Source organism: Nostoc sp. LEGE 12447 (genome assembly GCF_015206985.1).
Classification (GTDB): Bacteria; Cyanobacteriota; Cyanobacteriia; order Cyanobacteriales; family Nostocaceae; genus Nostoc.
Genome location: NZ_JADEXT010000084.1, coordinates 1 through 13481, shown reverse-complemented (window position 1 = coordinate 13481; position 13481 = coordinate 1). Strand labels below are relative to the sequence as shown.

At 39.0% G+C, this 13481-nt stretch carries 8 protein-coding genes; all 8 read right to left on the bottom strand.

Annotated elements, in window-relative coordinates:
* Positions 1 to 259 (bottom strand): PAS domain-containing protein (locus tag IQ274_RS34945; RefSeq protein ID WP_194145067.1); only part of this gene is annotated, 259 nt, incomplete at its 3' end.
* A gap of 764 nt (positions 260 to 1023) precedes the next feature.
* Complete coding sequence (locus IQ274_RS34940) at positions 1024 to 7506, bottom strand: EAL domain-containing protein (RefSeq protein WP_194145066.1); 6483 nt, start codon at positions 7504 to 7506, stop codon at positions 1024 to 1026.
* A 739-nt stretch (positions 7507 to 8245) separates the two neighbouring features.
* Entirely contained in the window at positions 8246 to 8479 is a 234-nt protein-coding gene (locus IQ274_RS34935; protein WP_194145065.1) for a hypothetical protein, read from the bottom strand.
* 13 nt (positions 8480 to 8492) lie between these two features.
* Positions 8493 to 8867, bottom strand: coding sequence for an ASCH domain-containing protein (locus IQ274_RS34930; RefSeq protein WP_228058603.1), 375 nt, complete (start codon positions 8865 to 8867; stop codon positions 8493 to 8495).
* 328 nt (positions 8868 to 9195) lie between these two features.
* Entirely contained in the window at positions 9196 to 10002 is an 807-nt protein-coding gene (locus tag IQ274_RS34925; protein WP_194145064.1) for a DUF4351 domain-containing protein, read from the bottom strand.
* An 18-nt stretch (positions 10003 to 10020) separates the two neighbouring features.
* A complete protein-coding gene (locus IQ274_RS34920) occupies positions 10021 to 10416 on the bottom strand; it encodes a DUF3775 domain-containing protein (protein ID WP_228058602.1) in 396 nt (131 codons plus the stop codon).
* Between the two features lie 130 nt (positions 10417 to 10546).
* Entirely contained in the window at positions 10547 to 11938 is a 1392-nt protein-coding gene (locus IQ274_RS34915) for a replicative DNA helicase (RefSeq protein ID WP_194145063.1), read from the bottom strand.
* 127 nt (positions 11939 to 12065) lie between these two features.
* Positions 12066 to 13154, bottom strand: coding sequence for a hypothetical protein (locus IQ274_RS37110; RefSeq protein ID WP_228058601.1), 1089 nt, complete (start codon positions 13152 to 13154; stop codon positions 12066 to 12068).
* Positions 13155 to 13481 lie beyond the last annotated feature (327 nt).

Below are 13481 nucleotides of genomic sequence, written 5' to 3'. Positions count from 1 at the left end.
CAATTGCATCTTGCTTTTGACCTGTTGTCAAAACTCTTTCAAAATAATCTGCACAGATTGGTAAATCATCGGGATGCATGAAAGGAGCAAATGATTTTCCTATAACCTCTTCAACCTCATGCCCTAAGATTTCAGTCCAGTTAGGAGAAACATAAGAAAATATTCCCTCAATTGTCAGTGCAAAAATAAGATTATTACTATTTTCTACAATTTTCTTAAAATCAATAATTGTTTGCTTGCTTTTTATAGTTTTGTTCATTTCTTTAATAGTATATTGCGGTTTTTAAGTAACTAATTTTACCTGAATTTTCTAAAAAAATATTTAATGGGAAATTGAATAAATGTGGTTTCAAACCTTCTTTATGTTTAATTTAAATTATTATTTAACTTGTATTTTTAATAAAATTATGATTTATATTAATTTAGTTAAAATTTTAAAAGAATCGTAAAATCACTGAAATTATCAGATTTGAACGAATGGCACGCTTGTAAAGCTGTAAAATATGCAGGATAAGTGCTAGGCTATTTAGTTGCACTTGAGTAGTGGCTTGTTGTTCGGCAAGTGATAGCATTATTTGTTCAATGCGTGCGATCTAGTCAATTTGAAAAGTACTCTCTTTACAAAACAGTAGACGCGTCTTCGGCTTTTTGGTATGACATCGCCCCTTGAATTACCCTTGTCACAGCTGCCCTCCAATACTTAAAAATGCTCTGGTTCTACAAGGCGGACAGTTTTTTATTGCACAGGTGGGTTCAAGAGAGTTTGCACCCATTGTCGGCAATTGTAATTGTCGTGCAGTGCATTGTTTACCGGCCACGAGCAGTCAGATTGCGTGGAGAGTCCTTTTACCAAGAATTGCTCAAACATTAGTGGGAAGTTGATTCAGGTTCAATCTTGGGCTAAAATAAACCTTACTCCGTTACTTTAAGCGACTCAGAAGATAACGAACACACAATTGTTTCTCAGCAGTATAAAATTAGTCACTTGCTAACAGTGTCTCATAGTTTTTGTTATAGTTAAAGTCAGAGAAAAGGACATGGCTCGGCAATGCTGTAACCTTGAGCATAATCCACCCCAATAGCTTTAACTTTTTCTAAAATGGCATCATTTTCAACAAACTCTGCAATAGTTTGAAGTCCCATAATATGCCCAACATGATTAATTGCTTCAACCATTGCTAAATCAATAGAATTATCCAAAATCTGCTTAATAAAACTGCCATCAATTTTGAGAAAATCTACAGGCAGGTTTTTAAGATAAGTGAAAGATGACATTCCACTACCGAAGTCATCTAATGCAAAGCGGCAGCCAAGGCTTCTTAATTCACTAATAAATAAAACAGCTTTACTTAAGTTACTAATAGCAACAGTTTCAGTAATCTCAAAGCAGATCATTTGGGGGGGAATCTGATGCAAAGCAAATTGCTCATGTATGAATTCAATAAAATGCTCATCATTGATACTTGCACCTGAAAGATTAATCGCATAAATAGAATTGCATTGCTGATTCTTTGATTGGCAATCATTCCAGGTATCACGGTATTGTTGCCCTTGAGTAGCAAATAGGGTACGAATTACCCAACGATCGATTAAATGCATGAGGTTATAACGTTCTGCGGCAGGAATAAATGCCATAGGTAATACCAAAGCCCCATTTTCATCTTGCAAACGCAAAAGGACTTCATAATGTTGTTGTTTCATCTCAGTTTGCAAAACTGGAATAATCGTTTGGTAGTAGAGACAAAATCGATTTTCTTCCAAAGCATGAGCAATACGCGTTACCCATTCCATTTCGCCTTTCTGTTGTAGTAGATCGATATCGTCTACTTGATAAACGTGTACCCGATTACGTCCGCGATTTTTAGCTGCATAGCAAGCGGCATCTGCAAGACTTAATACATGAGCAACACTTTCACTCTGCGTATTAATCATAACTAATCCAATACTAGTGCCAATTGTAAAAAGCTTTTCTTGCCATATAAATCGAAGCTCCTGAACCTTTTGGCGTATAGAATTGCAAACTCGTTGTGCCTGTTCTAGTGAGCATTGATTGAGAAGCAAGCCAAATTCATCCCCACCGATGCGGGCTAAAGTATCTGTCTTACGCACTTGACTTTGAAATAATGCTGTCACTTGACGCAAGAGTTCGTCGCCAGCAAGATGACCACAGGTATCGTTGACGATTTTGAATTGGTCTAAATCTAGATAGCAGAGGGCGTATTGCTGGTTATGCATTTTGGCATCGTTAATAGCCTGCTCCAGGTAGTGTTCAAACTCGCGTCGATTTACCAGTCCAGTTAAAGCATCATGGCTAGCCTGCCAGGAAAGTTGTCGAGATAAGTTGCGGTTACGGGACACATCATGAAATACCATGACTGCTCCAATTATCTCACCGTTGCTAGCACGAATTGGAGCAGCGGAATCATCAATGGGAAACTCATCCCCATTACGCGCAATTAAGATTGTATGATTGGCAAGACCAACGGTTTTCCCTTCATACAAAGCTGTTTCCAGCGGATTTATCACTGGTTCACGAGTAGTTTCGTTAACAATCTGAAATACTTCAGAAAGTGGCAATCCTTGTGCTTCTAATTGACTCCAGCCTGTCAGCTTTTGGGCGACCGGATTAAGATATCGTACTAGACCCAGGGAATCCGTTGTGATAACTGCATCTCCAATTGATTGCAATGTCACTTGGGCTAGCTCTTTTTCTTGAAACAGTGCTTCTTGGGCTTGCTGGCGCTCAACTTCTTTGCGCTGGCGATCGCTAATTTCAGCCGCTAGTGATAAATTGATTTGATTCAACTCGGCATTTTTGCTTTCTAACTTTTGCGAATATGTTTGCAATTCTTGGTATAGTTCCGCGTTTTCCAGAGAAATTGCTACTTGGGAAGCTAATAAACTCAGCACTTTCACATGGTTTTGAGTAAACGCACATTTAGCGAGATTGTTTTCTAAATAAAGAATACCTTTGAGTTTACTTTGATAAATAATCGGCAAACAAAGCACAGATTTAGGCCGATTGTTCCGAATGTAAGGATCGTCAATAAAAAGTTTTTCCTCCGCTACGTCATCCAATACTAAAGTCGATTGAGTTCTAGCAACATAGTTAATTAATGCTACAGGCAAAATTGGACTTGTTTCTATTGGTTTAGCTGGCAACAAAATAGCGTTATCTCTATCTATAAATCCCTCAGCTACTAGAAGCCATTGGTCTGATTGTTGTAAAAGAAGCATCCCGGTTCTTGCTCCCGCATTTTCAATCATACTGTTCATTAATTTGTCAAGCAATTTACTCTGAATAATTTCATCAGAAAGTGCTTGAGAAGCTTTGATGACAGTAGCTAAATCTAATGTTGCTAAATCGAGTCCAATTGTATCGTTAGCTGTAATCCCTATATTTGTTAGCGCTCGGTCGCCAGGGAAGACTTGGGGGTAACGTTCTTTTAAATCTTGAACTTTTGCAATTGCGCCCCACCGCAAATAACCGTAGTAAGCATCTGTTAAATAATCTCTAGCAAGACGTTCTTTTTTGCATACAAAGTAAAATTCTGCCGCCAATTCCGCAGCTAGAGCTTCTTCTTGAGAGTAACCATGCTCTCGTGCGTTTTGGATTGCGCGATCGTAATACTCCATTGCTCGATAGTGTTGCCCTAAAACTTTTGCTTTTTCTGCTTCAACCAACTCATACTTATGCAAAAAGTTCATGGGTGCAGCATTCGCTAATTTTTCCATCTGCTGTTGGCGCAACTGGACTATTTGCAAGTACTGATGTTGTTCTTCAACAGTTGTATGAGGATACTGCCCAAGCAAAGCCAGCATATAATAAAAACTATGTTCGGAGACATTTATTGTCCCCATAACACTACCGATATAACGTTCTGCAATCCTGGCATTTTCGATTGCCTGAGCATATTCTTTATATAGATACAGCAGGTTAGTTTTAGCCAGGTACAGGGCAGATAAAGCTGTTTGATTATCAGCTGCAATTAACGTCTTTAAAATTTCTGTTTCGTTAAAGCGATCGCTAACTAATTCAAACTTATGTGTGGAGCTACCTAGTAAATTTGCTACCATTTGCTGCCAGATTTTGGCATAATCAATGCAAACTTGATTGCTCAAACTATTGAGTAATTCTAAACGATGTTCGAGCTTTTGAGCGACGCTTTCTAAGTTTTCACCCGTATAAAACAAAGCAGATGAATAAAAAGCAGCAATATATGAGGCATATTGAACTTTGCCAACTTCCAAACCACTTTGAATTCCCTCTAACATTGGTTCTAATACGGCAGTGAGAGGGTCTTTAAAATGTCTAACATGACCGTTAAAAATTTCGCAAATTTCAGCTTTTAGTTCTTTGGCATTGTAGCGATCGAGAAGTTGTAAAGCTAACAAACAAGATTGATACGCAGCGTCAATTTCTCCTAACTGACCTGCCAAAACCGAACCATAACAAGCATAGCCATAGGCCGCCATCGCCGAACTTCCATATTGAATGCACAGATCCACCATCGTGAAAATAATTGAGGTGAATAACTGAGCATCTGCAAAATAAGTGGGAGGGCCTGCTGTCATCAAAATTCGCATTGCTGCCAATTTATAATCGTTAGTCATCGGTGGCAAGCTACTTAAACTCTCAATCGTCAAGGAATCTTCATACTGTTTGGTTAAGGCATGAGGAAGCTCTTGACTTAGAGTAATTCCCAGCATTTCTAGTACTTGTAAGATAATAGCGATCGCTTCCTTTAATTTGTTCTGCGAAACGCTATATTGAATTTGAATTTCATATACCTTAACTTTATCTATAATATTTCTAGCATTGCTTAAAACAATATCTACTAAAATCGCCGTTTGTACAAAATTATTATTGAGAAATTCAGCTGAGGTTGCTTCTACATACAGTGTCAATGTTAAATCATAATTTGTCTGCCAACTCGTTTCTGAAAGTAATCCCAATCCTACCTTTAAATACTTTAGCGCCGGGTCATAAGCTGTAGCTCTCTTGGCTTTTTGACCTGCCATCAAATTTAGTGCTGCTAATTCATCTTTATGCTTCTGTAGACTTAATAAGTGAGTACCTATATTTAATTGATTAACAATTTCAAAAATGTTCTGTTCAAGTTCCTCTTCTAGTGTATGCTCAAGTAACAATTCTCCAATTCTCAAATGCGTTTGGCTACGCTCAGTTTTGGCAATAAGTGAATATGCCGCTTGTTGTACGCGATCGTGCAGAAATTTATAAGCGATCGCTGGAGGGCTAGAAACAGTTAAGAGAGAAGTATTTTCACCATCAGATTTCTTACTAAATTTCTCTAGCTCGATAACTAGGGGAATTTTATAGTATTGATTTAATGGCAAAATCAGCCCAACTTGCAACGCTTCCCATAAATCCAATGCCGTCTCTGATAAAGACTTCTCATTGACAATACTAAGCACTTCCAAGGTAAATTTGTCACCAACACAAGCACCTAACCTCAGAACGTTTTGAGTTGCTGGCAATAGCTTTTGAATTCGGCTAATCATTAGTTCAACAACATTATCCGTAATGTCGATATCTAACAACTTTTTAATGTTCCACTGCCAACAAGCTTGATTAAAATTGAAAAACAGTAACTTATCTTGATAAAGCGATTTGAGTAGTTGCGATAAAAAGAAAGGATTGCCTTGAGTTTTATTAAAGACTAATTCCGCTAAAGAGTGCCTATACTCGCAATACGGTTCGGATAAGCATTTTTCACTTTCCTTGTTGTCTGGGTAAAGGGTAAGGGGAAAAGGGGAAAGGATGTATTCAAAACCTTTTCCCTTTTCCCTTTCCCCTTTAACCGAACCGTATTGCGTAGACTCGGAGTGGCGCATCAAAAGTGATGTCTCTTGATTGCTTTGAAATGTATCAGCAATTAACTGGCGAACATCAACCAGATGTAACGGCTGAAGCACAATGTTGTTTATCGCTGCCCCAGTTTGCTGAAGTTCAGAGAGCATCAGCATTAATGAATGAGTCACACTCACCTCGTTATCTCGATATGCACCTATCAACAACAGATATTTACTATTTGGGTCACTTATCAACAACTGAATTAATTTCAATGATGCTGAATCTGCCCACTGTAAATCGTCCAAAAACAGTACTAAAGGATGTTCCAGTTGACAAAACACATGAATGAATTGTTTAAAGACGCGGTTAAATCGGTTTTCAGATTCCGATGCTCCCAGTTCTGGTACTGCGGGTTGGGGTTCGATAATTCGCTCGACTTCAGGAATCACATCAATAATCACCTGACCATTAGCACTCAAGGCTTTTAACAGTTTTGCCCGCCAAATACTAATCCGTTCGCTACTTTCAGTGAGCAACTGCCGCATTAATTCTTGAAACGCTTGAATCAAAGCAGCATAAGGAATATTGCGCTTAAACTGATCAAACTTGCCAAAGATAAAATACCCATGCTGACGCACGATTGGCTTATGAAGTTCATAGACTAGGGATGACTTACCAACCCCAGAGTAGCCACTTACCAGCATCATTTCTGTTGTGCTTTGACTGATACGCTCAAAGGCAGCCATCAAAATTTTGACCTCGAATTCACGACCATAAAGTTTTTGTGGAATCAAGAATTGGCTGTATAAATCTAATTGCCCCACTTGGAAGGCAGCAATTTCTCCAGTCTTTTGTAGCAATTTTAAACACATTTCCAAATCTGCTTTCAGTCCTAACGCATTTTGATAACGCTCTTCTGCTGTCTTTGCCAAAAGTTTCATTACAACATCAGAAACTGGCTGGGATATTTCCCCCAAACCCAGATTTTCGGCAATGATACAAGGAGAAATTGGAGTTCTAGCAATATGGCAATGAACGAGTTCTAGGGGGTCAGTACTTTGAAAAGGCAATTGTCCTGTCAGTATTTCATAGAAAACAATGCCCAGAGAATAGAAATCGCTACGGTAATCAACTAAGCGGTTCATCCGACCTGTTTGCTCAGGCGATATATAAGCAAGCGTATCTTCAAAAATATTCTGATTACTAATTGTTTGCTTTTCTCCATCCAAATAGGTAGCATGGCTAAAATCGTCAATTTTAACCTGTCCATTTTGCGGATTGAACAGCACATTAGTAGTTTTTAAATTCTTGTGAGTAACCTTGTATTGATGAAGTTTTACAAGTGCTTCGGCAAGCTGAATCCCAATGTGTAGAAAATCACTTAAATCGAGCGTTCTTTGACTCAGATATTTTGGAAGTGGTTTCCCTCCAAAATCTTCTAAAACCATTGCCCAGAACTGATGGCTATCTTCTAATGCATAGCATTTGACAACTCCGGCAATATCTAACGAATGAAGAATTTTATATTCATATTTTAACCGAGCAATATCTTCAAGAGTTGGATACTCTGTTTTAATATATTTTATTAGTACTGGTGTTCTTTCTAGCTCTTTAATTCCACGATAAAGAACTGTAATACTATCTTCTCGGAGTACTTCTTTGTGCTGATAACCTTCTAGTCGCCTAATCATTATTTTTATTTAAAAATTAAATATAACTTTATATAAAATCCAAATTATAATCTACAAAAAACTTGGAATTTCACTACCCAATTTGCTATAAAACTGTTCATGTTTATATTCTTTCAATCGGGGAAATAGGTCCATCATATAACATAAGTGTAAGTTAAGACCCAAGTGAGATAGTAGGTAACTAAAGCAGCTTTAAATAGCATGTAACTTAAGTAATAACCCGTTATTCATGCATCTTATCTTACCAACTAAGGAAGAGAGTTCACTCGCTGGACTGTTGTTTGCTGTATGGTTATATGCTATACCAAAGTATTTGATAATTTGTATGATTTTTGACTATACTTATTTTTAATCTCAAATTCAGACTCAATGTAACAATATGGCTGATATTAATCTAGTTAAGCTAATCTGCATTTAAGCTGCATAATATAGCAGAGCAGAACGTTAAAAGCAGTTCACCGTAATGAAAGTTACACAGAAGATGAAGCTACTCTTCAAAGAAACCAATTTTTTATCCTGTGCCAAAATAAAAAGACTTATTAACGATTTTATCTGAGAATTACCCGGTTCTTTAAAGTTTTACAGTACAGAAGTATCGAGAATTCACCAGACTCTGAAGTTTCAGAATTAGCTCGGCTTCAAAAATAAGCTAATTAATGAAGAAGAGGATATTACAGGACTGTTTACAAGGTTCTAATGATGTTCGAGGAATCCTAACTCGTTCTTCCCAGTTGTATTCCTATCGCCAATGAATCGGGTTGTTTAGGTCACGCTCACCTATAAATTGTGGGCAAAAAATCATTGAACCATCAAGTAAATTTTTCTTTTGGAGGTATGGGTATAAGCATCCTTGGCTATGAAGTTGTGAGTCTTTAAAGTCGTCTTCTAAGAATTTTTTGGGTGTTTTAGGTAACTTAACTATTACTGATTTTGGCTTTGGAAGTAGCGTATGACTTCGGGCTGTTTTAATCATGCAGCCACCTCCCTCACCAAATCATCCGGCACTTCAAAGATTCCCAACCGCCCAATGTAAGGAATCGTGTAATCTCGCGTGGATTCTCCAGCTTCCAGTGATATTGCCCAGGCATCCCCCAGCCAGATGCAACTTGTGAGAACTGACAGTCTACTATTGTGACAATGCCAATAACTTGACCGCGACGTAAAGAGATTAATTCTGGGATTACTACCCCCATGCAATGGCCAAATTCTTTCGCTAACTGGTACTCTTTTTTGGTACAAGTCTTGGCTGCGTGAATCAGAATGTCGCCGCGATAATGAATGGGCCAGCCACGGTTTTCAACATTTTTGAGAGCATAAATAATTGCCCATGCCCAAGGCTGACGAACGGATATCGCTTTCATAGGTTTTAAAACTCTAATGACTGAAAATAAGCGTCTGATGCGGCAATTATCAGAGATATAGATGCAACTGTACAACTGCCTAATAACTTCTTATTTATAGGTTTTGAAAGATCATTATTGATAGAACCTGAGAAAATAAAAGCTGTTCATTTTGGTATAAAGTGGAAAGTATCATGTGCTGATTTCCACATTTATTTTGTTGTTATTTTTAGCAGTTACAGATTTACTCAAGTCTTTAATTATCTGTAGAGTGTGGAATGATAAAGACAGAGAAATAGTAAACTGGGGAGCGGAGGTTTTGATCTCATTTCCTCCGCTTTTATCCTTATTATCCTAATTGGTCTAACCAAGCTACTAAATGTTCAACTGATGAAAAATCTAAAAATGCTTCTCCTAATGCCTCTAGTTGCTCCGTAGATAATTCTCGAATTCGTTCAATTATTGATATATCAATTTCTCCAAAACGGCGATTTAGCTGGCGATAGAAAAATTTGAATTCTCCTTTCTGCAAAATATCCTGATAGATAACAGATTCCTGCATAATATCCTCCCGTAAAAATTGACGAATTAAATCTTTTTCAAACCTTAAACCTGCAAATATCTCTGTACATCCAGCAATGTTCTGCCTTTCATCCCTATCTGGAATTTTAGCGATGTTTTGAGCTACTTGGGATAATAAATTTGCTGGGGAATCAGTTCGAGTTAAAGGCGCAAGAGGCAATAGCGCTGGATTATCCAGAAAAAAAGCTGAATCTTGTTCCCATAACCGTATAACTCGATAACGGTGAATTGTGAACTCATCCGTGTATTCTTCAGTAAATGCAATGGGGTCACTGCTTTGTTGCAAGAAGATCACGACTTGGGTTACTGGTGTGTTATATTGCCGTTTCAATCTCACGTAATAGTCTAATACCCGCAAAGGAATCGGCGGATTAGATTTGGGGAGAGTCTGAAACTCAATATGCAAAATCCGACTACTTGTTTGCAAAAATGTCACATAATCTGCGCGGATTGGATCTATTGAAAGTTCAGTTTTAAGTACTGTAACTTCTGTATTCTTATCTGGTAGCAACCACTTGGCAAACTCGGCTGGATACAATTCAGCTAAGTACTTGGCAGTATTATCGTAACTCATTTTTTTTTCATCCTTATTTCAATTAAGATTTAGTTTTTCCAATCCAGAACGTAGGTATTTAGCTAATAAAGACTTTTCAACTAGATAATGTCTTTCGACTCCTTCAGCCTCTTTTACTAACTCAAGGAAATCCGATGGTTGTCTCCCAGAATCTCCACGACCAAGTACCATCAGTGCTATAGCTTCTGCTGTTTCCTCCGAAGAAAGATTATTTATGTACTCAGACAATCTATTTATAGGAGTGTTTGATGTTTGGCGATCAATCAAAAATTCGATTAGTTCCTTAGCTTGTGTATTGGAATCTGTTAATTTCATATCAGATATTGATTGGGGAGTTTTTGAACCATAAACTAACTTAGCAAGCTCAATGATTTTGTTTACTTTGTCAATGGTCAGGGAATTCATCTTCATCATAATCTTCTCCTCCTTTTGGATTTAGACTGAACCAACATTAGTTTTTAATTGTTATATCTTTTCGCTGATTCCCTCGCTGGAATACTGCTTGCATGAACACTTACAATGCTCAGGTTAACTCCTGTTGTATTTAATATTGAGACTTAGCTAAATTCTTAAACTGTCCAAATCTTTCGTCAAACAAGAGATTAACAGTCGTTTCACTACTAAACCGGCTTTTCAAAACTGAAACTTCAAAAATGCCTTTTTGGGTAGTCTGCTTGTCGTAGTAATCTTCCCGGTACAAACCCAACATCACAGCAGCCTCCTGTTCAAATCCTCCCGATTCCCGAAAATCGGCTTTAGTTGGACGCTTTTCAGAGCGAGAATCAACTTCTCTTTTTAACTGTGCTAAACCCAAGACCGCGCAATTGAATTGTTTAGCGATCGCTCTGAGTTGTTTCAAGATGGAGTCGATTTCTTGCACACGATTTTCCCCACGTTCACGGCGCATTGGTTCAATCAACTGCACATAGTCCACAATCACCAAACTGACTGACCCGCAACGAGCTTGTATATCTTGCAAATCACCTTTGATTTGTGATGTGGTAATTACGGGGTTGTCATTTAACCAAAATGGTAATGCCATCGCATCAGCACAAGCTTGAGCCAAAGGATTCCAATGAGATTCCCGAAGTGCATTGCGTTTAAAAAGCAGGTCAGCAGGAACATGGGGTGCTGCCAGCCTTGCGAGGGTCTTTTTGACCATTTGTGAGGCAGACATCTCTAAAGCGAAATAAGCAGTTGTTAATCCGCTAGCAGCAGCCCGAATGCCAATATCTAATGCCCAGGTGGACTTGCCGATTCCGCCGCGACCTCCAACGACGGTCAAAGCACCGAAGGGCATCCCGCCAATTACCGAATCCAAATCATAGAATCCGGTGGGGACATTCACCTCAATCGCATCTTCACCGTTGTTGGCCAATTCAATCTCGGCATAAACGTCAGGGATGATATCAGCCATTAATTTCATCTGACAAGGCATAGTTAATTGGCGCAACTCTAAAAGCTTTTGTTGTCCCATTTCGATGACTGAAGTGGCAGTAGTTTCAGTCAAGGGAGCATCCATCGCTTCCCGTGCCATTTGTAAAGCTGTTTGGATTACCGCTCTCAATTGTGCTTTTTCTCGAATTAATTCTGCTAAGGCATCGATGTTAACTGCTGACACGCAAGAGTTAAGCAAGGACGCAAGTTTATTTCTTCCGCCAACATTATGCAACAAGCCATGAGATTCCAGCCAACTTGTGACAAACAATAAATCTGTTGGCTGCTGAGACTGGTGCAATCTGACTGCGGCTTGGTAAATATTCTTGTGCGAGCCAACGTAAAAATCCTCTGGTTGCAAAATCTTAATCACACGAGCGATCGCTTCCGGGTCAAACAAAATGCCACCGAGTACTACTTCTTCAGCTTCTATCGCCTGGGGCGGTAAGCGGTTAGGCATTGAAACTACGTTATCTGGGGCAAAATCTGATGAAAACATCGCTTTTTCTCCTGCTATGCTATTTTTGAAAATCGAATCAGAAGTCAGAAGCCAGAATTCAGGAGCCAGAATAAACAAGCAGCAAAATTTATTTCGAGGATGGAAATGGCTTGGTCTAAGCGATGATTCATCCCGCAGCTGCACAAGCTTCAATTCTGAATGCTGACTCCTTACTCCTGAATTCTGTTTTGGTAAATCTCCGCGCTTGTCTGATTTCGGGTAGTACTGCCCTCAACTCATTAGGGGCAGCGTGAGCCGTTTGTATGGCTTTCTGTTGGGTAAGGCGTTGAGTTTTGGCACTCTGAGCTTGGCTTAAACGCTGATTCAAATTCGTCCATCCACCCTTGGTTTTCTCCCAGGTGTTCATGACTGCGATCGCATGATCTATTTCCTGTCGTGCAGAGCGTTTCGACTTAGTGGCTAATTCTTGTGCTAGGAAGTCCACGACTATCGGGTTGAAGTTCTGGTAGAGGTTATTCAGCTTTCGCTCTCCATTGCGCCAAGGTAAAACCCAGCGATTCCACTTGATTGAGTCTCTAACAAGCAGGGGCACGCAATCATCACTCATAGCAGTCGGGTCTGTTAGCCAAGCATCAATCAGTTCTTTCACGTTCCGGGCTGTCTTGTAAGGACAGGTCAGTTGAGGCTTATTCGATTGTTCGGCTTTCTCGAACGACCCCGCCGCAATAGTTGATCCTCTGGAGGGGTTATCGGTTTGTTGCGAAGACTCAGATTTTTTTAACAACGAAGTGGGTTGTTGTAAGGTTGGTTCTTCTGGGGTTGATTCTTCTAAACTTGGTTTTTCTGGAATTGGTTCTTCAATTTCAATTTCTTCCGTTGTTAAATCAAGTTCTTCTTTTTCACACACACTCTCTTGGGTGGGGGGCGCGGGTGGCGAAGCCAGGGGCGCATTGTGTGTAATCTCTGAAGTAATCTTTGAAGTATTCTTTGTATATATAGATAGATTGTCCGAAGAAGGCATTACAGTATGTCCAAGAAAGGCATTATAGGCTGTACTATCGGGGCATTCTGTACTGGATGATTGGGGCAATATATATTGCTCTATTTGGTCATTACATATTGCACTATTGGTGCTGTCTATATTGTCCGAATTGGGCATTATGCTGGGTTTTTGATCAGCGTCATCCTGAGATTTTTTTGCTCTGCGAGTCCAAGATGAAATAATTTCCGCAATTGGTAGCTCAAGATTGTTCATAAAAGCTGACCAACGTTGATTTAAAGCATCTTTATCCAACCAAAACTCTAAGCGTCTGGGACATCCGGTATATTTTTCTTGGAGTAATCCTCTGGCTTTAAGAAATTTTCGGGCTGTTTCTTGTTGTTTCCGAGTCAGTCCAGTTTCTTTCTCAATCTCTGCTTGAGTTTTATAAATCCAACCTTCAGGATTTTTTTGTTTAAGTAAGTCGGGGAGAAAATTTATAGGTATGTAACAAATGATTAAGCAGAAGAATTAGAGTTAAATCTTACACGTTGCGTACTGTAGTTCCCCTTTTCTCCTCTTCTTTGAACTCCATCAATCACA

What these genes read in the sequence shown, in the direction of transcription:
- IQ274_RS37110 (WP_228058601.1), bottom strand. Translation starts at nt 13,154, where the DNA reads ATGAACAATCTTGAGCTACCAATTGCGGAAATTATTTCATCTTGGACT.
- IQ274_RS34920 (WP_228058602.1), bottom strand. Translation starts at nt 10,416, where the DNA reads ATGATGAAGATGAATTCCCTGACCATTGACAAAGTAAACAAAATCATT.
- IQ274_RS34915 (WP_194145063.1), bottom strand. Translation starts at nt 11,938, where the DNA reads ATGTTTTCATCAGATTTTGCCCCAGATAACGTAGTTTCAATGCCTAAC.
- IQ274_RS34930 (WP_228058603.1), bottom strand. Translation starts at nt 8,867, where the DNA reads ATGAAAGCGATATCCGTTCGTCAGCCTTGGGCATGGGCAATTATTTAT.
- IQ274_RS34935 (WP_194145065.1), bottom strand. Translation starts at nt 8,479, where the DNA reads ATGATTAAAACAGCCCGAAGTCATACGCTACTTCCAAAGCCAAAATCA.
- IQ274_RS34925 (WP_194145064.1), bottom strand. Translation starts at nt 10,002, where the DNA reads ATGAGTTACGATAATACTGCCAAGTACTTAGCTGAATTGTATCCAGCC.
- IQ274_RS34940 (WP_194145066.1), bottom strand. Translation starts at nt 7,506, where the DNA reads ATGATTAGGCGACTAGAAGGTTATCAGCACAAAGAAGTACTCCGAGAA.